Origin of the sequence: Bartonella sp. CL71SXKL (assembly GCF_042194935.1) — a bacterium.
In the GTDB taxonomy this organism is placed as follows: domain Bacteria; phylum Pseudomonadota; class Alphaproteobacteria; order Rhizobiales; family Rhizobiaceae; genus Bartonella.
On the sequence record NZ_JBHINI010000019.1, the window covers coordinates 1 to 21619 of the forward strand.

General features: G+C 38.4%; 14 protein-coding genes, 3 pseudogenes and 1 riboswitch. Of the genes and pseudogenes, 8 read left to right on the plus strand and 9 right to left on the minus strand.

Going from position 1 to position 21619, the window contains the following annotated elements; translation table 11 throughout:
- Nucleotides 1-1170: 1170 nt before the first annotated feature.
- Both ACFILA_RS08010 and ACFILA_RS08015 read right to left on the minus strand, forming a co-directional pair.
- Complete coding sequence (locus tag ACFILA_RS08010) at nt 1171-1377, minus strand: Trm112 family protein (RefSeq protein WP_375631497.1); 207 nt, start codon at nt 1375-1377, stop codon at nt 1171-1173.
- 13 nt (nt 1378-1390) lie between these two features.
- The gene (locus tag ACFILA_RS08015; RefSeq protein WP_273791465.1) at nt 1391-2053 is read right to left on the minus strand and encodes an LON peptidase substrate-binding domain-containing protein; all 663 of its coding nucleotides are present in this window, start codon (nt 2051-2053) and stop codon (nt 1391-1393) included.
- Nucleotides 2054-2502: 449 nt separating this feature from the next.
- A riboswitch (glycine riboswitch) is annotated at nt 2503-2600 on the plus strand.
- A 136-nt stretch (nt 2601-2736) separates the two neighbouring features.
- On the opposite strand from ACFILA_RS08015, the gene gcvT reads away from it, so the two are divergent.
- The 3 genes from gcvT to gcvP are packed head-to-tail and all read left to right on the plus strand — an operon-like array spanning nt 2737 to nt 7025.
- Nucleotides 2737-3849 (plus strand): glycine cleavage system aminomethyltransferase GcvT, encoded by a 1113-nt coding sequence (gene gcvT, locus ACFILA_RS08020; protein WP_375631499.1) that lies wholly within the window; start codon nt 2737-2739, stop codon nt 3847-3849.
- A gap of 6 nt (nt 3850-3855) precedes the next feature.
- Nucleotides 3856-4224, plus strand: a complete 369-nt coding sequence (gcvH, locus tag ACFILA_RS08025) for a glycine cleavage system protein GcvH (RefSeq protein ID WP_375631501.1) — start codon at nt 3856-3858, stop codon at nt 4222-4224.
- Nucleotides 4225-4229: 5 nt separating this feature from the next.
- Nucleotides 4230-7025: an aminomethyl-transferring glycine dehydrogenase gene (gcvP, locus tag ACFILA_RS08030; protein ID WP_375660962.1), complete on the plus strand. Its 2796-nt coding sequence runs from the start codon at nt 4230-4232 to the stop codon at nt 7023-7025.
- Nucleotides 7026-8559: 1534 nt separating this feature from the next.
- Here the strand turns inward: gcvP and alr are convergent.
- On the minus strand, nt 8560-9675 hold the full coding sequence (gene alr, locus ACFILA_RS08035) for an alanine racemase (RefSeq protein ID WP_375660191.1): 1116 nt from the start codon (nt 9673-9675) through the stop codon (nt 8560-8562).
- 803 nt (nt 9676-10478) lie between these two features.
- Between alr and ACFILA_RS08040 the strand changes: the two genes are divergently transcribed.
- On the plus strand, nt 10479-11306 hold the full coding sequence (locus ACFILA_RS08040) for a ferredoxin--NADP reductase (protein ID WP_273791462.1): 828 nt from the start codon (nt 10479-10481) through the stop codon (nt 11304-11306).
- Between the two features lie 18 nt (nt 11307-11324).
- Nucleotides 11325-11720 (plus strand): annotated as a pseudogene (locus ACFILA_RS08045) (ferredoxin--NADP reductase); the annotation flags it as partial.
- A 16-nt stretch (nt 11721-11736) separates the two neighbouring features.
- On the opposite strand, the gene eda reads toward ACFILA_RS08045, so the two are convergent.
- The gene (gene eda / locus ACFILA_RS08050) at nt 11737-12402 is read right to left on the minus strand and encodes a bifunctional 4-hydroxy-2-oxoglutarate aldolase/2-dehydro-3-deoxy-phosphogluconate aldolase (RefSeq protein WP_375660960.1); all 666 of its coding nucleotides are present in this window, start codon (nt 12400-12402) and stop codon (nt 11737-11739) included.
- A gap of 115 nt (nt 12403-12517) precedes the next feature.
- On the opposite strand from eda, the gene ACFILA_RS08055 reads away from it, so the two are divergent.
- The 3 genes from ACFILA_RS08055 (at nt 12518) to ACFILA_RS08065 (ending at nt 16469) form a co-directional block, all read left to right on the plus strand.
- On the plus strand, nt 12518-13435 hold the full coding sequence (locus tag ACFILA_RS08055; protein ID WP_375660963.1) for a rhodanese-related sulfurtransferase: 918 nt from the start codon (nt 12518-12520) through the stop codon (nt 13433-13435).
- Between the two features lie 1241 nt (nt 13436-14676).
- On the plus strand, nt 14677-15810 hold the full coding sequence (locus tag ACFILA_RS08060; protein ID WP_273791459.1) for a type III PLP-dependent enzyme: 1134 nt from the start codon (nt 14677-14679) through the stop codon (nt 15808-15810).
- Between the two features lie 74 nt (nt 15811-15884).
- Nucleotides 15885-16469 (plus strand): GNAT family N-acetyltransferase, encoded by a 585-nt coding sequence (locus tag ACFILA_RS08065; protein WP_273791458.1) that lies wholly within the window; start codon nt 15885-15887, stop codon nt 16467-16469.
- 1139 nt (nt 16470-17608) lie between these two features.
- Here the strand turns inward: ACFILA_RS08065 and ACFILA_RS08070 are convergent.
- The 5 genes and pseudogenes from ACFILA_RS08070 to ACFILA_RS08090 all read right to left on the minus strand — a co-directional run bounded on the left by ACFILA_RS08070 (nt 17609) and on the right by ACFILA_RS08090 (nt 21333).
- On the minus strand, nt 17609-19180 hold the full coding sequence (locus ACFILA_RS08070) for a DHA2 family efflux MFS transporter permease subunit (protein WP_375660961.1): 1572 nt from the start codon (nt 19178-19180) through the stop codon (nt 17609-17611).
- Between the two features lie 20 nt (nt 19181-19200).
- Nucleotides 19201-20295, minus strand: coding sequence for an HlyD family secretion protein (locus ACFILA_RS08075; protein WP_375631506.1), 1095 nt, complete (start codon nt 20293-20295; stop codon nt 19201-19203).
- A 173-nt stretch (nt 20296-20468) separates the two neighbouring features.
- Nucleotides 20469-20612, minus strand: a pseudogene (locus ACFILA_RS08080) (transcriptional repressor); the annotation flags it as partial.
- Nucleotides 20609-20767, minus strand: a pseudogene (locus tag ACFILA_RS08085) (HlyD family secretion protein); the annotation flags it as partial. The pseudogenes ACFILA_RS08085 and ACFILA_RS08080, both read right to left, overlap by 4 nt.
- Before the next feature lie 173 nt (nt 20768-20940).
- Nucleotides 20941-21333, minus strand: a complete 393-nt coding sequence (locus ACFILA_RS08090) for a Fur family transcriptional regulator (RefSeq protein WP_375612302.1) — start codon at nt 21331-21333, stop codon at nt 20941-20943.
- Nucleotides 21334-21619: the final 286 nt, after the last annotated feature.

The following is a 21619-nucleotide window of genomic DNA, read 5'->3' on the forward strand; positions in this document are numbered from 1 at the left end:
AACAGTGTAATTTGTGCTGTGATAAAAACGTATCATAAAATTTATAAACTGTTATGAATGATATCGGCTTTTCATTTCGTCTGAATGCACACATGCGTTATAATATTTGCATCATGCTTAGCTTTTTAGGGTCTATTTATACATGGCAATCTTATATAAAAAAGGGTCAAATGGATCATGCATAAAAGTGTGGATTCTTAAGTGGATTCATATAAAATAATTGCATATAACACACTGAATTTATTATGTTTTTATGGAATAAGTGTTTCCGGGGTCTGGAAGTGCTGACTCAAAACAGCCCCTTGCTTTTAGTGCTGAAAGCACTTGGACATAACAAGAGCCCCCGGAAATTCCGGGATATCCGCAAAAGCGGTTTTATTTCTAGTTTGAGTTTTTCGGGCTTCCAGACCCTATTTGATTGTCGCGTATACAACCAAAAACACAAGCCTCCTTCATAAGGCAATTACTTTCAATCGTCAATTGAAATTACAACAGTGTTTCTTGTTTGTTTTTTCAAGTTTTCACGTAATTAATGCGTATATTATACATAAAAATATTGCTTGAGATACTTTAGATACTTGTAAAAATTGTAAAGCGAAATTAAAGGGTGATGGCAAGGTAATGGGGTGATTTTCTCCTTTACGATTTTATGTTTTCTCCCCAAAATTAGGCTGTTTCCCCGCTTTGAAAAGTAAACAAACAGATAAATATTCTTGTCCCGATATGGTATACATAAGATGATACAGCTTATCGTTTTTCTTCATCTTAAATCGAGGTATCTCAAACATGTTGCTCGTGAAGGGTATAACGTAAAGTTCATGAAATATAACAATTTTATATTTAATAAATAAATTTCATTTACCTGAGTTGGTTCAAAATGTTATTATAATTCTTGCTTTTAGAAGTTCATAAGAGCCATTTTTATTCCCTTTTTTAATTGTTTTTGTTCAGATGCTTGTGTGGTGCAAGCGAATGGTTTTGATTGCTTCAGTATGAACAGGCTGGAATGAGATAAATCTGATGATATTTTTGGCTTTTGTTACAAGGTGTAAAGCGATATAAATATCTTTATTGTAAAACTCTTTTTTCAGAAATCGTAGATATTGAGATATCATATTGATAGAGGATTGATAGCAGTGGGCTTGTAGAGGAAAATTGCATGAGGGTTTTTTATTTTTTATGCGTTATTTCTTCATTGTTTTGCAAAGGGCGCGCTTCTGAGGCAAGCATAATGGGAACGCCATCACGAATAGGATAGGCAAGTTTGGCTTTGAGAGAAATGAGTTCTTGTGTTTTTCGGTTGAAAGAGAGAGTGCCTTTCGTTATTGGGCAGACGAGCAATTCGAGCATTTTGGGATCTGTGGTCATTTTTTTCATGTTGGGACATTCATTAGTTTAAGCGGTAATCTGTTCTTGTTTGTTTCATGAGTGAGCGCTCTGTTAATGCAAGAAGAGTTTGGGCACGGCTTTCGATATCTGGAGCTTCAAGGAGAGCTTGTTTTTCTGCTGGTGTAAAGGGGATAAGGGCTGAAAAAGCATTAACCAATATAGGTGTAGGGGCTTCTATGATACTGCTCCAATTATATTCCATTTCATGTATGGTTAGATATTTTTCTACAACGTCGAGTAAGTTCTCTCGGTTAATGTTTTCTTCAATATCAAATTCTTGCAAGTCTTTTATGTTTGATTGGATGAGAGCTGTTCGATAGGATTTTGTGTTTGTCAATTCTTGTTCTAAGGTGAAGCGGCAAACACCTTGTAAGATAATGAACAGTTGTCCATTTCCTGTTTCACTATAGTTTGTAATGCGCCCTATACAGCCTGTTTTATAAAGTTGTGTAGAGAAGCGGTCTGTATCCGATGAAAGTGGTTGAATAATGCCCAATAGACGATCAGTTACCATAACGTTTTCAATCATTTCAAGTGATTCTGGTTCAAAAATGTTGAGTGATAAAAAACCACCGGGTAGTAAGAGTGCACCTTCTAAAGGAAAAAGAGCAATTTGCTTTGGAAGATCATTTTCGCAATTGTAAGAGATATTACCAGCTTTCATGAGTATTTTGTCACCTTTGTTCGGTAGTTTTAGTCTGTAGATAGTCGCAATTTATGACACTATGGAGTAAAGCAGAAAAACCACTTCTTGTGCATTAAAATCATACTTATAAAATACTTGAAGTCCTTAATTCTAAATAAAGAATATGAAACCCTATCTTTAAGGTTGAACTGCGCGCGAAAGAATATTGCTTTGCGATCTTTTTAGTGTGTGACGTTTTGCATGATTTTCAAGAGGTATTTTTGTTTATAGCTTTTGATTTTTGTCTTAAATTTCCTAAAATGTGTTCCTTGCAATTTTTGTAAGGTTCAAAAGGACACTATTATAAATCTTTTGAAGTAACTTATGCAAGTTTTAAAATGAGAACATTTTCATCACTTTACTAATGACAGTGTGATAAAGATAGGCTATAGGTTAAAATATGCTGGAAAGAGCGTTATTGTTTCTTTCATTCTTTTGCGGGAGAGTGCAGATTGCAAATTTTCGCATTGCCGCCGAAGGGGAAATAGCCCATAATCTCTCAGGCTTTAAGGACCGTAAAAGGAAGAAGGCAGATCTGGAAAGTCGGGAGAACCCGCGCCGAAGGTGTAAGCGAAAAATCTTTTCGCGAGTCTCTCAGGTTGATGACAGAGGGGGCAGAGACGGCCATATTCTGTGGGCGTTAGCGCAGCTTTGGAGTTATTATGGGCACAACACAAGAAACATCTTTTTTAAAAACACTTCCTTTATATGATTTGCATGAAAAAGCAGGAGCAAAATTTGGTGCTTTTGCGGGCTGGAACATGCCTTTAACTTATCCTCTTGGCGTTTTGAAAGAACATCTTCATACGCGTGCACATGCAGGACTTTTTGATATTTCTCATATGAAATTGATTGCGGTTGAAGGGGCACAAGCCGTGGAATTTTTGTCCTATGCTTTTCCCATTGATGCAGCAGCTTTAAAGATTGGGCATTCACGGTATAATTATTTGCTTAATGAGCAGGCTGGTATTCTTGATGATCTTATCATTACCCGTTTGGAAGAGGGCCGTTTTATGTTGGTCGCCAATGCTGGGAATGCACAGGCTGATTTTGTAGAATTGGAAAAGCGTGCGGTTGATTTTGAATGTCAAGTGATTGCCCTTGAAAGGGTATTGCTTGCTCTTCAAGGTCCTGAAGCGGCAGCTGTTCTTGCTGATGCCGATTTACCAGGGAATGAATTGTTCTTTATGCAAGGATTCGAACCACAGCAGGATTGGTTTATAACGCGTTCTGGTTATACGGGAGAGGATGGTTTTGAAATTGCTTTGCCTATAGGGCATGCGCATATGTTGGCTGAAAAATTGCTGAGTGATTCTCGTGTTGAGTGGATTGGACTTGCAGCACGCGATAGCTTGCGGTTGGAAGCAGGGCTGTGTTTGCATGGAAATGATATTACCCCTGATACGACACCTATTGATGCGGCTCTAATATGGGCTGTTCCTAAAAATGTTCGAGAAAAAGCACAATTTTATGGTGCGAAAGCTTTTCTTGAAGCACTGCAAAAAGGACCTGCTCGTTGTCGTGTTGGATTAAAACCGCAAACGCGTCAACCTATTCGTGCCGGTGCGGTGCTTCTTGATGATCAAGGTAATGAGATTGGCGTTGTAACATCAGGTGGTTTTGGTCCTTCTTTTGATGGTCCTGTCGCGATGGGTTATGTTCCTGTTGATTTTAAAGTTGAAGGGACACAAGTCTTTACAGAACTGCGAGGCAAAAAGATTGTACTATCAGTTCATTCACTTCCCTTTGTTGAACAACGTTATTTTAAAGGATGATTTTTTATGTCTAAAACTTATTTTACACAAGACCATGAATGGCTTAGCGTTGAAGGGCAAGTGGTGACTGTTGGGGTTACGCATTATGCGCAAGAGCAATTAGGGGATTTGGTTTTTGTTGATTTACCACAAAGTGGAACAAAACTTTCCAAAGGAGAGGCGGCGGCTGTTGTGGAATCAGTGAAGGCGGCTTCAGATGTTTATGCTCCTCTTGATGGTGAAGTGGTCGAAATAAATGAAGCCTTGGCTGATAATCCTGAACTGGTGAATCAGAAATCCGAAACAGAAGGCTGGTTATGGAAAATGACATTGCAGGATGAGACACAACTGGAGGGGTTGTTGGATAAAGATGCTTATAAGGCTTTGATTGGATGAGTGGCATGATCGAGCGTTCTTTTTCTTCTCGACATATTGGGCTGCGTCCTGATGAAACACAAAAAATGCTTGATGTTTTAGAGCTTGATTGTGTTGATACACTCATTTCTCAAGCTGTTCCACACTCTATCCACTTGGGACGTTCATTGAATCTTCCAGAGGCCGCTAGTGAAGGACAAGCCTTGGAAGAACTCTCCAAGATGATGGAGCGTAACCATGTGCACAAAAGTTTTATTGGGCAAGGATATCATGGAACTTATGTGCCTCCGGTTATTTTACGAAATCTGTTTGAAAATCCGGCTTGGTATACTGCTTATACGCCTTATCAAGCAGAAATTAGCCAGGGTCGTTTAGAACTTTTGTTTTATTTTCAGACATTGGTTAGTGAACTAACAGGTTTGCCTGTTGCTGCTGCTTCTCTTCTTGATGAAGCAACTGCTTTAGCTGAGGCCAATGCTCTCGCTTTTCGCTTTTCCCGTGAGAAAAAAACAAAAATTTCTCTTCAGAGTCTTTTACATCCTCAGATTTTGAGTGTTGTGCAAACGCGTGCTGAAACACAAGGGATTCAGATTAGCCAAAATGGCGAAATTGCTTCTGATACAGCAGCAATTGTTTTATCTTGGCCAGATACAAAAGGCTCTTTTCATGATTACAGTGAGATCATAAAAGAGGCAAAGGAAAAGGGAGCTTTAGTTATCGTTGTGGCTGATCCTTTAGCGCTTACCCTTATGGAGCCACCGGCTCAATGGGGGGCAGATATCGTTGTTGGCTCTATGCAGCGTTATGGCGTTCCAATGGGATTTGGTGGTCCACATGCTGGTTACCTTGCCGTGAGTGATGCATTAACGCGGCTTATTCCAGGGCGTATTGTTGGTCAATCCGTGGATACGAGAGGGCGTGTTGGTTTTCGTTTAGCTTTGCAAACACGCGAACAACATATTCGGCGCGATAAAGCGACGTCAAATATTTGTACAGCGCAGGCTTTATTGGCTAATATGGCAACCGCTTATGCTGTTTGGCATGGGCCAAAAGGCTTACAAGAAATTGCGCAGCGAATTCATCATTTAACATGTCGTTTTGTTGCTGGTTTAGAAGCAGCAGGGGTTCATGTTGAAGGGAAAAGCTTTTTTGATTGTGTGAGTATTTCTGTTAAGGGAAAAGCGCGAGAGATTGCGCATCAAGCCAAAATAGGTGGACGCCTTATTCGTGTTCTCGATGATGACACTATTGCAATCAATTTTGATGAATTATCGACAGAAGAAGATGCTGGTGCTTTAGCGCAGCTTTTTGGGGCACAATTAGGCGATCAGGTTTCTCCACGACTTTTTGGAAAAAAACGGGATGCTGCTTTTCTTTCTCAGCCTTTTTTTCATGCTGTTCATTCAGAGACAGATATGATGCGCTTTTTGCGTCGTTTGGCGGATAAGGATTTGGCGCTGGACCGTGCTATGATCCCTCTTGGTTCTTGTACAATGAAGCTTAATGCCGCGGCTGAACTAATGCCTGTAAGTTGGGCGAGCATAGCCAATATACACCCCTTTGTTTCACAAGAGGATGCAGCGGGATATTTGGAGATGATTAACCAGTTAAATGCGTGGTTGTGCGAAATTACAGGATTTGCGCAAGTTTCTTTTCAGCCAAATTCTGGTGCTCAAGGTGAATATGCTGGGCTTTTGGCTATCCGACGATATTACCAATCACGGGGAGAACATCAACGTACAGTTTGTCTTATTCCTGCATCTGCGCATGGTACCAATCCAGCTTCGGCCCATATGGCAGGGATGGAAGTCGTTGTGGTAAAATGTTTAAGCGATGGTGATGTTGATGTAGACGATCTCAAAATGAAAGCGCAATTGCATAAAGATAAATTGGCTGCTCTTATGATTACTTATCCTTCAACCCATGGTGTTTACGAGGAAAGCATTAAGGAAATTTGTTCTATTATTCATGAAAATGGCGGACAAGTTTATTTTGATGGTGCTAATCTCAATGCCCTTGTGGGTCTTGCTCGTCCTGCGGATATTGGCGCTGATGTTTGTCATATGAATCTTCATAAAACATTTGCTATTCCTCATGGTGGTGGTGGTCCTGGTATGGGACCAATTGGAGTTGCAGCGCATCTCAAACCATTCTTACCAGGTTATGAACAGGATGGGACAACACATGCGGTTTCTGCTGCTCCTTATGGAAGTGCATCTATTCTTGCAATTACATGGATGTATATTCGAATGATGGGGGCTGATGGCTTAAAATATGCAACACAAATAGCCATTTTAAATGCCAATTATATTGCGGCACGTCTTTCAGCCGCTTATTCCATTCTTTATCGGGGCAAGCATGGACGTGTTGCGCACGAATGTATTGTGGATACACGCGTGTTGAAAGAGCAGTATGGGGTGAGTGTTGATGATATTGCAAAACGTCTCATTGATTATGGATTTCATGCGCCCACGATGTCGTTCCCTGTTCCGGGAACTTTGATGATTGAGCCAACGGAATCAGAACCAAAAGCAGAGATTGATCGTTTTTGTGATGCTTTACTCTCTATTGCTGAAGAAGCGAAAAAAGTTGGGAATGGGGTTTGGCCAAAAGACAATAATCCATTGGTGAATGCCCCTCATACAGTGGCAGATACTTTAGATGATGCTTGGGCACGACCCTATTCGCGACAAGAAGCTGCTTTTCCCAACAGTTCTCTTGATCCAGCCAATAAATATTGGCCTCCTGTATCGCGTATTGATAATGTTGCGGGAGACAGAATGCTCATTTGTTCGTGCCCGCCATTGGGAAATACCTATTAAATAACAAATATGTATTTAATTTATTTATTTGCATAAACAAAAAAAGCCCACACATTTTGTGTGGGTTTTTTACTTGTTGATCATGATGGCGTTATTTGTCTATTTTCTAGAATTTTGCATTGTTTTTTTACAACATGAGCAAAATCGAAAAAGTCGACAAAAAAGCTGTGTTTTGTCGGCAATAGGCATGCTCTCCTTTGTCTTCTACCGTATGACATGGTTTTAGTGACTAGTCGGCATCGGTCTAGCCAGCTAATTCATGTAAACGAGAGTGAAACCTATGAGGATAGGGGCACGTCTGTTGCATGTGTTGTGATATACTACTTCTCACTAAGGTGACGACGACCGGTTGTAGAAAGAATAAAATCAAATTTAATGTTTTTGATGATAAAGACACGCGAAACTCTGTTGTTGCATCTTTTCGAGTCAAGAATTGTCTAAATATTTCTCTTTAATCTGCTTTTTATAAATATGACGCAAAAATATGTAAGAACACCTGTCAGAATGAGCAAACGCAAAGCCAAATGTATTATGGTTGTTTTTTACAAGGGGTCTTATAAAAGCCGGCACATCTTTCCACTTCATTGCAAGTCAGTTTGTGACTTTACGGCGCTGTTTTTCTAAGAGCTCGTGTTCTTTCGCTGTTACCTGTAAATCAACATCCAAACTTAACGCAGCGACATGTTTTAAGTTAGAGATTGAGAAAAAAAGAGCTTTATGAGTCGTTCCTGCTTTTGTCTGTCAGATGAGGGCGGGGGGATTGTGTATTTCTGTTGACGTAACCTTTGAAACTGGAAGACAATCTAATTTTGGGAAAATGTAAAGCCGTAAAGGTGAAAATCAATCCTCAGTTTGTCATCTCCTCTTAATTCAGCTTTGCGGCTTTCAAAAGCATTTAAAGCAATATTTTTTTAATAATGGGGATTACACATTGCTCCATACTTTATATTTATTGTGTTCTTTAGTGGGGGAATGATCCTCATGTAAAACAGAACGCTCCAAAAAGAATATACTTGAGTTGTTAATTCACGTGTTTGTTTTAAAGAGACACTTCGCTCCCAATCCCATTTCGCGACGGCGCTCGTGAATGGTGTAAGGGTAAATCCATTGATCCCCCCCAATCTTTACGCTTCATAACGGAGTAAGCTGGGCACTATCATACACTTTTCCAGCGCCTAATGTTTATAGCCCTTGGCACTATGGTTCATAAGAGGTATTATTCCTTTCTTAAATCATTTTTATCTACACATAGTTCAGCTTGTGGTATGCAAGCGAATGATTTTAATTGGGCAGTTAATTTTAAAAACTTTGTAGTAGATGCTTTTTTGTCAATTTATGGGGAAAGGCTAAGTTTTTGTATTTTGGGTGAAAGCTACTTCCATAAAACAGTCCATCAACTTGTCTGTTTTGAGATTTCTGTGAATGCACGGTGTCTATGACCATTCTATGTGGTTGATTGTTGTAAAATCTTTTGTAAAAGCCCCTCAATTTTCTAAAAGGATGATTTTTATCAATTTATTTTTTTTAAGAGTTTTTATGTGTAAATGTATTTATAGCGGGAGCCAAGAGATGTTAGAATTTCATTGGGAAGGGTATCGGCATCTATAGATACTTTTTCAAGTGTTTGATGGGGGCCAATGAGTTCTACCCAGTCACCTGTTTGAGGTTTTTGTTCAAGATCGGTCGTATCTACAATAATGGAATCCATAGAAACCCGCCCAACCATGGGAAGTTTGTGCCCGTTGAAATAAACTGTTCCTTTATTCGAAAGAGCACGGAGCCAGCCGTCTGCGTAGCCTATAGAAATGGTTGCAAGAGTGCTTGGTCTGTTGGTTATAAAGCTTTCTCCATAACCAATAGGTGCTCCTATATCAACAACGCGGCTTTGAATGACTTGGGCTTCAAGTTTTAAAACAGGTTTCAGAGGTGACGGGTGTTTTCCTCGCGGATCAACTCCGTAAAGTGCAATGCCTGGACGAACAAGATCAAAATAAAAATCTGATCCTAGAAAGATACCTCCAGAATTGGCAAAGGAAACTTTGCAAGCAGGCAGTTGTGCAAGGATCGTTTTGAAAGCAGTCAATTGGGCATAATTTGATGGGTGGGTATCATCTTCTCCGTTAGAAAGGTGACTAAGAATATATTTTATTTCTGCTTTTTCGAAAATTGTAGGGTGTTTGATGAGTTTTTGTAATTCTTTTTGATTAAGTCCTAATCGGTTCATATGGGTATCGATTTGAACAATTGCTGGAAATTTTTTATCTTTTTTTTGACAAATTTTTTGCCAATTTTCAATGGCATTCCAAGAGTTTAGAACAGGAACAATACCAGATTGTGCGACAAACTCTTCTGCTAAGTGTGGAAGTCCATTCAGAAGGGAAATCGTGACATTTGATGGTAAAATGCTTTTTAATTGGAGTGCTTCTATGATTTGGGCGACAAAAAAAGTGCGACAACCAGCTTGATAAAGGGCAGGAGCAATTTTGTGAGCTCCTAATCCATAGGCGTTTGCCTTTACAACTGCTGAACATTGCGTTGGAGCTACACGTTTGGCTAAAGTGATATAATTGGCAACAATGGCACTGACATCGACGGTTGCTACAGCTGCATAGAGTGATGTATCTATTTCATCATTAACGGATTTTTTCATTTTAAAAGCTTATCTGTGTTCGTGAAATACGGGGTTTTTTGGTTATTTCATTGAGGTTCTTTACGATATAGGGAAAGGCACTATTTTCTATGGTCAAAATCATAAGAATCCTATACTGCCATTAAAGTCGTTTTTTATGTAAAATGCTACTTTGGATATAAGAGATACTTTAGTTTTATTTGTGTTGTTATCAACATGGTATCTTCTAATAATTTGTAAAACATAAACTTTTTACTTATTTTCCCTAGTTTAGGCATATAAAAAATAAACATAGTTTATTGTATTGTATCATTTTGAAGAGTGCAATATTAGGCTGTTGTTGCTGGTGCGATTGTTTTGATTAAATATTGCACTGGCTGCTTATTCAGAGAAGATAAAATGATTAAATTAACCACGTTAAATCAATGCATTACAAGTTTTTTACCATGAGGGGAAAGATCACTTATCTGTGCAATTTTGGATGTCGTCTTATGCACTTAAAATTATTTTTGTTAAATGGAAAACAGTGTGTAAACATTTTCTGATACATTAAAAACTGTTGACTTAGAAAACCCGTTGATTTGGATATTATTTATTTTCAAGATGGATTGGGTATCCAATATTTACTTTCTAGTCTTTGATTGGTTTTAAGTGAAATCAATTTTATCGCTGATAGAGCGCGCTAGATTCATTTATTTAATTTTGACATAAAAGTGTTAACCTTGAGGCTTTTGTTTTAAGAAAATTGTTGGCAGATGGTTGTGCAAGTACTATATCACGTCAAGGATTCGAAATTTAACGTTCAATAAAATATAGGGAAGAGTATGAATACGTCTGCTACCAATGTTCCGTCAAGCATCAGCAGCGTTGCAAATTTTCCGATTCCTGAGAATGTGTTCGCCCTTACTGTCCAAGAGGTTTGTCACTACACAGATCGGTTATTTAAATTCCGTCTGAATCGTCCGGAAAGTTTTCGTTTTCGTTCGGGTGAGTTTGTTATGATCGGTTTGCCAAATGCAGAAAAGCCGATTTATCGCGCTTATTCGATTGCAAGCCCCTTTTGGGATGAACAGCTTGAGTTTTTTTCGATAAAAGTTCCAGGGGGACCTTTAACCGAGCATCTCCAAAAAATTAAAATTGGTGATACAGTTCTCATGCGTAAAAAATCTACAGGAACGCTGGTTCTTGATGCTCTTATTCCTGGAAAACGTCTTTATCTTCTTTCAACTGGGACGGGAATTGCTCCTTTTGCAAGCCTTATTCGTGATCCTGAAACTTATGAAAAGTTTGCAGAAGTTGTCCTTATTCAAACAACGCGCGAAAAGAATGAGTTAATTTATGCAAAAGATCTTGTTTCCTCTTTGCAACAAGATCCACTCATTGGAGAGTATGCACAACAGTTGAGATTTTATCCTATGACTACTCGTGAATCTTCTGAGCATATGGGGCGTATTACGACTGTTATGGAAAGTGGGGACTTTTTTGAAACAACTGGCCTTCCTAAAATTCATCCTGATGAAGATCGGGTGATGATTTGTGGTTCCATGGCAATGTTAAAAGATTGCGCAAGGATGTGTGAAAGCTTTGGTCTTGTTGAAGGGGCCAATAATGCTCCTGCTACTTATGTTGTAGAGCGCGCTTTTGTGGAGTAATGGGTGGGAAAATTGGTGCTTTATCTTCTTTCAAACCGGTACGGGGTTTTTCCTTTTGCAAGCTTTATTCGTGATTCTGACACTTATGAAAAATTTTCAGAAGTTGTTCTTATTTAAATAACGCGCGAAAAGAATGAGTTAATTTGTGCAAAAGATCTTGTTTTCTCTTTGCAACAAGATTCATTCATTGGGGCATATGCACAACAGTTGAAATTTTATCCTATGACTACTTGTGAGCTTTCTGAGCATATGGGGCGTATTACGACTGTTATGGAGAGTGGGAGCTTTTTTGAAACAACAGGCCTTCCTAAAATTCATCCTGATGAAGATCGGGTGATGATTTGTGGTTCCATGGCAATGTTAAAAGATTGCGCAAGGATGTGTGAAAGCTTTGGTCTTGTTGAAGGGGCTGATATTCTTGCACTTTATATTAGATTGTAGAAAGAGCTTTTTTCGAGGGAGAGGGAAGTTGTGATGCGGTATATGCTAATGCAGTAATCGAATCCCAATCACTTATTGCAATGAGTTGTTGGGGCGCTATCCAAGAACCACCAACGCAGAAGACATTGGGCAGTTGGAGCCATTGTGTTGCACTTTTTTGTGTAATACCGCCTGTTGGGCAAAACCGGATATCAGAGAAGGGAGATGCTAAAGCTTCAATGAAGGAAATACCTCCAGCAGCTTCAGCAGGGAAAAATTTAAGATATGAATAGCCTTTGTTTAATGCTTGCATGAGTTCACTTGGGGTCATTGCAGCGGGAAGAAGGGGAATTTCACTATTTTTTGCACAATTGATTAGTTCATTGGATAATCCGGGGCTTACAATAAACTTGGCTCCAGCTTGTTCGGCTTTTTCGTAATGTGTTGTGTGGAGAATTGTGCCGGCTCCAACAATTGCTTCAGGGACTTCTTGTGTAATTTTCTGAATTGCTTTGAGGGCATTTGGTGTTCGCAAGGTGATCTCAATTGTTTTTAATCCACCTTTGACAAGAGCGCGTGTTAAGGGTACAGCACTTTGTAGATTGTCAATGAGCAAAACAGGTATAACAGTTTGTCCTTGGAGATATAATAAAAGCTTTTCTCTTTTTTGGCACATGATATTTTTTCTTCTTGGAGATGATATTGTTTGTATCGTTTGATTAAGCACAATATGTTAAAGAGTACATGAATAAATCTTGAAATTGAATGAAACGCGCGTTATGGCAAAACACATGGAAAAGAATTTTAAAGTTGCTGCACTTTATTGCTTTGCAGATTTGAAACATTATCATCAATTACAAAAACCTTTGCAGGAATTATGTCAAGCAAAGGATATCAAAGGCACTCTGCTTTTAGCACAAGAGGGAATTAATGGAACAGTTGCTGGTTCTTGTGCGGCAATTGAGGCATTGGTGAACTTTATTATGGCTGAGCCAGCGTTTCAAACGCCGGAGATTAAATATTCATGGGCATCAAAAATGCCTTTTCATCGCATGAAAGTGCGGTTGAAAAAAGAGATTGTGACAATGGGGGTTGAAGGGGTTGATCCGCTAAAAGTTGTTGGTACGTATGTGGATCCTGAAGATTGGAATGCTCTTATTCAAGATGAAGAGACAATTTTGATCGATACGCGTAATGATTATGAATATGCAATAGGGAGTTTTCAAGGAGCGATTGATCCGCAGATTAAAACATTTCGCGAATTTCCTGAATGGGTGCGTAAACATGAGGCTGAGTTAAAGAAAAAAAAGAAAATTGCCATGTTTTGTACAGGTGGTATTCGGTGTGAAAAATCAACAGCTTATGTTCGTGATCTTGGTTATGAGCAAGTCTACCATCTAAAAGGAGGTATTCTCAAATATTTAGAAAAAATTCCAAAAGAGAAAAGTTTATGGTGGGGTGAGTGTTTTGTTTTTGATGAGCGTGTTTCTGTTCATCATGGTCTTGAAGAATGTGGACGCGAATTATGTCGCGCGTGTCGTTCTCCTCTTAATGCTGAAAGCAAACTATCGCCTCATTATGAGGAAGGTGTTTCCTGTGATGCTTGTTATAACACGCGTAGTGAAGCCGATAGAGAGCGCTTTCGTGAGCGCCATAGGCAGTTTCAATTGTTGAAGTTGCGTGCAATTGATTCTCATCAAGGGACATAAGGATATCGCAGTGTAGGGCTTTAAATTGTAGCGTTTTTCTCTTAAATTTAAGAGAGAAGAGTTTTTTAATATTAGTAGAAAAATATTTTATAAGACCGGATATTATTCGGTCTTTTTGTTTATGTTAAATTATTTGACTTATAAGTAATCATTATAGATTGTTTGCTTTCTTTGACTTTATAGGATTGAGTATTTCAAATACTTTTCATTTTAAAATAGAAAAGTCATTTACGAACAATTTAGCACATTGATTTATAATAATTGGCTATTTACATCTTGAATAAGAGATCTAAATATCGTCAGGATTCTCTCATTCCAAGCCTGTTTCTATGGTTGAATCAATAAAAACCATATCTCTTCCACGTTACAAGCGGGGAAAGTCACGTGGAGTAAAACAATACAAGAAGGACGTGCCTCTTATTAATCGTCTCAAATGTCAAGGGCTGTCACAACATTGGGGGCTTAGTGTGTGATGATGATCAGCTTGCTCTTTTATGAAGCCTAAAAATAGTGGGTTCAATAGATTTTATATTATTTTATTGGGGGTACTATTCTATCATTTATGGGCGCTGGTGTGAAGTTGGCTCGAGCACTTTAAGAAATGTTTCTTTAAAGAAAGTACGTGAAGATACAACCCAACTATATTCCGTTTGGGGTATTCTGTTTTACATGAGGGGAGTGATCCCATGAAAGTGGATGAATGACCTTGTTTGGTGGGGGAGAGTGTTGTTTTTTCGCATCATTTTATCTTTAAGAATTAAAAAATGTTTAAAATTAAAAAAATGATTGAAATGAGAAAGAATTCGTTTTATAGGATGCCTTGCCCAAAGTCGCACGTGCCTGTGGGTGTCCGCTGGTTCTCAAATGGTGAGATTAACCGGTACGGTACCTGGAACTAACCGCTCCAGTCATTCTTACAGCCAATTGCAAGAATGAGGACATCTTGAAGCAACGACGGTGCGGGCCTTTCTGGTGTCTTCCAGCTTTTAAATGCTGGGATAACTATAGAGGCACACCTCATTGCCTTCAGTGCGGAAGTGGTTTTCTCAACTCCAATCAAAAAGGCATATAAAATAGAATAACGCGGTTTCGCGCTGTTCTTTCGCAGCATGCAATGCTAATTTCTGGTTTTTTGTAATCAGAATGGGGATGGTTGTTGTGTGTTTTTTGTCCTTTAGCTTTTGGCAGCTTTGGCTGTCTAAGCATAGAGTGGGGGAGCGTTCCCTCAAGGAGAATTGCAGATGGCAACGCAACGTATTCGCGATTTTCTTGCAACACATCGTTCTGAAGGTCCATGCTTAATTGTTGACCTTGATGTTGTTCGTGATAACTATTTAAATTTTGAAAAAGCTCTGCCGCAGTCTCGTATTTTTTACGCAATAAAGGCAAATCCAGCTCCTGAAATCTTGCGTTTGCTAAGTTCTTTAGGATCTTCTTTTGATGCGGCTTCTGTTGCAGAAATTGAAATGGCTTTAAAAGCAGGAGCAACGTCAGAGCGTATTTCTTTTGGAAATACGATTAAAAAAGAGCGTGATATTGCACGAGCATATGCATTGGGAGTTTCACTTTATGCTGTTGATTGTGTTGAAGAAGTGGAAAAAATTGCGCGTGTTGCTCCAGGAGCACGTGTTTTTTGCCGTGTTCTTACCGATGGCAAAGGTGCAGAGTGGCCATTGTCACGCAAATTTGGTTGTGTTCCAGATATGGCGGTTGATGTTCTAAGACGGGCACACCAATTGGGTTTGCAAGCCTATGGTGTTTCTTTTCATGTTGGATCTCAGCAGGTTGATTTGAGTGCGTGGGATCGTGCTTTATCGGATGCTTCTACAGTTTTTAAGCGTTTGGAACAAGAAGGCATTTCACTAAGGTTGGTGAATATGGGGGGCGGTTTTCCAACGCGTTATTTGAAAGATGTCCCTACAGAACAAGCTTATGGTACAGCAGTTTTTGATTCATTGAAAAAGCATTTTGGTAATCGTATCCCTGAGACGATTATTGAGCCAGGACGTGCGATGGTTGGCAATGCTGGTGTTATTCGTACAGAAGTTGTTCTAATATCTAAAAAAGCTGATAACGATAATGTACGATGGGTTTATCTTGATATTGGGAAATTTAATGGTCTTGCTGAGACTATGGATGAAGCCATTCGTTATCCTATTGAGACACCTCATGATGATAAGGTGATGGAGCCTTGTATTTTGGCTGGACCGACATGCGATTCGGCAGATGTTCTCTATGAAAAAACACCTTATCCGCTTCCTCTATCCCTAACGATAGGAGATGAAATATTGATTCATGGAACGGGTGCTTACACAACAACTTACGCATCGGTTGCTTTTAATGGTTTTGAGCCTTTACGATCATATGTGATCTGACATTTCCTTTTAACTATAGTTTTTTAGATTTTTTGCTATGCTCGTCATGGCGCTGTAAGAGGGCGGTTATAGAGATGAACATGATTAATTTTCAAACAAAAGATGGGGCATGTTTTACACTTTTATTGGAGCAAGAAGCCGATAAGCCTTATCGAGAAAATTTGCTTGATTCAATGATGGGGTATGGACGTAAACGTAAATCATCAGAGGTTTTACGTCGTGGTCGTTTGGCTGCTCAAGGGCTCTCTTTTGTGGTTAAAAATGTGCTTGGAGAGCTTGTGGGAAGTGTCCGTCTTTGGCATGTTTCTTTTTCTAAAGAAAAAAATGAAACACAACATGCTTTACTTTTAGGCCCCTTGGCTGTTGCGTCTGAATGTGCTGGTATGGGAATAGGATCAATTTTAGTCCGACATGCAATTGAAACAGCAAAAAAATTGGGATATGGCGCCATTTTGCTGGTAGGGGATTTTGAATTTTATCAACGTTTTGGCTTTTCAAATAGTTTAACAGAAAATTTGGCAATGCCTGGTCCTTACGAAAAACATCGCTTTCAAGCGTTGGAACTGATACCACATTATCTTTCTGGGTGTTATGGCACTTTGGTTCCTAGTGGAGAACGAGAAGTTTCAAATCGTTTTCAGCATCATAAAGTCGCTTGAAGATAGTGTTTATTTCGTTTTTCAGCAGCTGCCATTGAGAAGAGCATACCGTTTTGACAGTGCCAAGGTATTTAGCGGTACAAAGTTTTGGGGAGTTGTATTGCGATTTTATTATATGGCTTTTTCTTTATGGGGCTGGTTTCTTATTTTTGATAATTTCAGTTAAGTGAGTAAGAATATATTTTAAGCTCATTTTTTGAAATAGTGTCTTATTTTATAATACTGAAGGAACCGGATTTTTGAGTTGTCTTGTGTTCTTTTAAAGTCGCTATCATCATACAGTTTTCCAGTTTTCAATATCGTTGGTCGATCTTGCATCAAAATGGTTGGATATTTTACTTTTTTCTTAAACAGTTTTTATTTCTTTGCTTTTTATGTGCAAGGGAATGGTTTTGATTGATTCAATAGAGAGATATTTTGAGAAAATTTATACAATTTCAGCTCTTGTTGAAAGAGAAGGGGCTTAAGAAAGAAAAATATGTAGCAGTAGAATCAAAATTGTAAGTATCAGCTTTTTTTAAAGAGTGTAAAAAAATAAAATTACATGTTTAAAAGCAGCTTTTTTGAAAAAAATATATCATTACTTTTTTGCTATAAAGGTAAATCGTTTTGCAATTGGCATGAGAGTATCAAATATAAAATGATTTTCTCATGTAAAATTTTGCATTCAGAATCAAAAAAACGTTATCCTACACATTATAAGAGAAATATGTGCGTGAATAAAAATCACAAGAATCATAAATCTTTTATGAATATTCTTGTAAGAATCAAAAGAGTGAAGGCACAGAATCTTAACAAAATAGTTTTTATGAGGATAGTAGCGTAAAAAGGGGGTAGATAGATGAGAGATTTAATGTTTTTACCCTATGGTGATAAATCAAAAATCTTATAGAAATGGCTGCTTTATCTTTATGGTGTGGAGCACTTTAGATAAGCTCTTTGTTTATTATCATCTAGAACAATTTTTGTATGCGAGAAGTTGTTTTTAAGTGCGGAAAGAGCCCGCATTAAAAGAATTTTTATCAGAAGAATCATTTAGAATCATATGTTTATTTATACTGTCTCTTGAGACAAGATAAAGTGCATAGGAAACGAGCAAAGTGATAAGGATAAAAAATATTTCTCAATTTTAATTAAGCTTAGTGATTTGGTGGTGAATCCATGAGAGGTGGTATTTTTTTGAGAAACATGGTCATAAATGTCAAAACACCAAAAATGATGGTTATGATAAAGAAAATATCACTAATAGCCATAATGGTTGCTTGTATGCGTACCATACCAAACAATTGAGAAAGAGCCAGAGTATAGGAATCAAAGGTTTCTGTTTTGAATAATACAGTAAGATTTGAAAGCATTTCAGTTGCTTGTCTGTTTGCGTAGTTAAGAGTTTCGGCTATTCGTTCATGATGGAAGTCTGTGCGTTTTGTTATGAGAGTGTTGATAATGGCAAGCCCTACAGCCCCACCTAGATTCCGGGTGAGATTAAAGAGTCCAGAAGCATTTTGCATCCGTTCTGGTGGGAGTGTTCCCAAGGCAATATTATTAATAGGAACCATACATAACATTACAGAAGCACCACGGAAAACTTGCGGCCAAAAAAGCTGCCAAAAATCCCAGTTATCTGTGATAGAGCTCGCCATCCAAATACCTATTGCAAAACCAAAAAGTCCTATTGCCATCATTAAACGTGCATCCATTCGTGCTGAAAGAAATCCAGCAAGCGGGGCAGTTAATAACATGACGAATCCTGAAAGAAACAATGTTTCTCCAATCATGAGGGCATCAAAGTGGCGGATTTGGCTTAAATAGACAGGATAAAGGTACGTGAGTCCATAAAGGCCTATTCCCAATGAAAAGGAAAAAATGGATGCAGCTGAAAAATTAAAATTAGAAAAAGTAGAGAGATCTACAATGGGTTCTTTTACTGTAAAAGCACGCCAGAAGAATAAGGCTGCAGCAAGAATCATGGTAATGAACAAATCCCGAATCAGCGTATCACTCAGCCAATCATGACGTGCTCCTTCTTCTAGAATATACTCTAAAGTTCCCAAGAAAGTAGCCATAGAAATGAATCCTAACCAATCAAACTTCTTCATTAAAGAGGGATCAGCTTTATCAAAATCAATTAATTTCCAAGCGAGAATTGAGATGATAATCCCGGAGGGTACATTGATGAGAAAGAGCCAATGCCATGATGAGAGATGACAAATATAGCCTCCCACGGTTGGACCAATGGTGGGGGCCAATGTTGCTACTAGTCCAACAATAGGGGTAACAATTGGGCGTTTGGAAGGAGGAAAAAGAACATAAGAGGCGACAAAAACGCTTGGGATAATTCCTCCACCAATAAAACCTTGTAGTGCGCGATACAAAATCATCTCTCCAATAGATGTTGCTGTTGCACAAAGAACAGAAGTAATCGTAAACCCGATCGCTGATATGGTGAAGAAAACACGTGTTGAAAGCAATCTTCCTAAAAATCCAGAAAGCGGCAACATGATGACTTCAGCGATGAGATAGGAGGTTTGAACCCATGAAATTTCTTCAGAGCTTGCTGTAAGACCCGCTTGAATTTCAGCTAAAGAAGAGGAAACGATTTGGATATCTAAGATTGCCATAAACATGCCAAAAGACATAGCAATAAAAACTACAATTTTGCGCATTCCTATGCGTTCTTGAGACTGTATGAGCTCTGGTATGGAAGATGTCATAGTAAGATCTTCTACTTTTTTTATAAGAGACTTTTATCTTGTGGCTTTGTACGTGTATCAATTTTCACTGAAACACTCATTCCTGCTCGGATATGTCCGGTTTTTAAGACTTCTTCTGGAATAGAAATACGTACGGGAATGCGCTGGACAATCTTTGTAAAGTTACCGGTAGCATTTTGTGGAGGCAGAAGAGAAAAAACAGCGCCTGTTGCGGGCGAAATAGAAAGCACTGTTCCTGTAAAAACATCATCTTCGAAGGCATCAACAGAAATATAAGCTTTTTGTCCGGTATGAATGTCTTGTAGCTGTGTTTCTTTATAGTTTGCTTCAATATAAAGTGCATGTATGGGGACTAACGCCGCAAGACGTTGGCCATTTACAACAAAATCTCCCGTTTTTGCTGTTAAATTTCCTATAACTCCATCAAATGGCGCTCGTATAATGGTCGAATCAAGATCACGTTGTGCTTTTTTACGCGAGAGCTCTAAACTCTTTGTTTCGCTTTCTGTTTCACTTCGTTGTGCTTCTAGCACTCGGATATTTGCACGTGCTGAAGCCATTTTTGCATCCGCTCTGTTAACATTCGCAATGGCTTGTTCATAAGCGGATTTGGCATCATCAACATTGGATTGAGGAGCATAACGATTGGCTTTCAGTTCTGTTACACGTTTTAAGGTGAGTTGTGCATTGGTTGCTATGGCTGAAGCGGCTGCTTTTTGTGCTTTTGCATCATCTAAAGAACTACGAGCGGCTGTGATTTGCGCATCAATGCGTAGAAGTGTTTTTTTCTGTGTGTTAAGATGCGCTTCTGTTTGATCCAAGGCTATTTTATAATCACCATTGTCTAGGTAAAATAAAACATCGTCCTTTTTTACAACTTGGTTGGCTTTAATGGCAATTTTTTCAATATACCCATTTAATTTAGTCGCAATAGCGGCTATATCTCCTTGCACATAGGCATCTTCAGTGGACAGCATATAACGCCATTGCGTCGTCCACTTATAGCTAAACCAAAGTACAAAAAGCGCAAAGACGATAAGAAGAGCCTTGATTACTTTTTTTCGTTTCGTTTTATCGAGATTTTTTGTTGAAAAAATGGTCTCAGATACGGACATGATTTTATACTTTCAATATTTATGTTCTAACGAGTATAATAAGCCTCTCACTCTAGGGTAGGGTGATATATGCACGGACGATAAGAGCTTTTCCAACAATAAGGCGATCCCTGCTACATAATACTAAATATATAAACTTGCAAGTTAGAGATCTTATTTTCAAGTTAGATGTCTTATTTTATTGCGCATTTTTTACAAAGACCTCGTACTTCTAGGGTGCTTTTGTGTGCTTGGAAGCCAACCGCTTGAACCATCTGTTTTAAACTTGATACAATCGTTTGATTTTGTATTTCGTTGACTGTGCCACAGTTTAGGCATCTTCAGTGGACAGCATATAACACCATTGCGTCGTCCACTTATAGCTAAACCAAAGTACAAAAAGCGCAAAGACGATAAGAAGAGCTTTGATTACTTTTTTTCGTTTCATCTTATCGAGATTTTTTGTTGAAAAAATGGTCTCAGATACGGACATGATTTTATACTTTCAATATTTATGTTCTAACGAGTATAATAAGCCTCTCACTCTAGGGTAGGGTGATATATGCACGGACGATAAGAGCTTTTCCAACAATAAGGCGATCCCTGCTACATAATACTAAATATATAAACTTGCAAGTTAGAGATCTTATTTTCAAGTTAGATGTCTTATTTTATTGCGCATTTTTTACAAAGACCTCGTACTTCTAGGGTGCTTTTGTGTGCTTGGAAGTCAACCGCTTGAACCATCTGTTTTAAACTTGATACAATCGTTTGATTTTGTATTTCGTTGACTGTGCCACAGTTTTCGCAAATTATAAACGTTGTAAGTTCATGTTGACAGTTTTCAGGGTGTAAACAGACCATAAAGGCATTTACACTTTCAAGACGATGAATACACTTTAACTGTACGAGTTTTTCTAACGCACGATAAACTTGGAGAGGTGCGCGAAAACCTTCTTCGCGTAAGTGATTGAGAATCGCATAAGCACTTAAAGGCCCTTTTGCATTTTTTAAAGTATTTAAAACCAATGTTTGGTTACGCGTCAGTTTAGATGACATGGACATCTTCCTTTTGCTCCCATGGAAAAGCATAAAGCGTGTAAGATATTTATGCAATGGTGATTATAGAATATGTACTCTAATCTTTAGCCGTTTACATGACATCATTGCGATATGTAAGAAAAGTTGCAACCGTTGTGAGGGGAGGGGTATTATAATCTGAAAGCCGCTGCTATCCAGCAAGAAACTTTTATACGCTTCTTATTTTTCCAATAATGTCTTGAAATAGGATTTTTTGTTACAATATTTTATTGGAAATGTTTGGGTTATTTTATTTAAAAAAAAA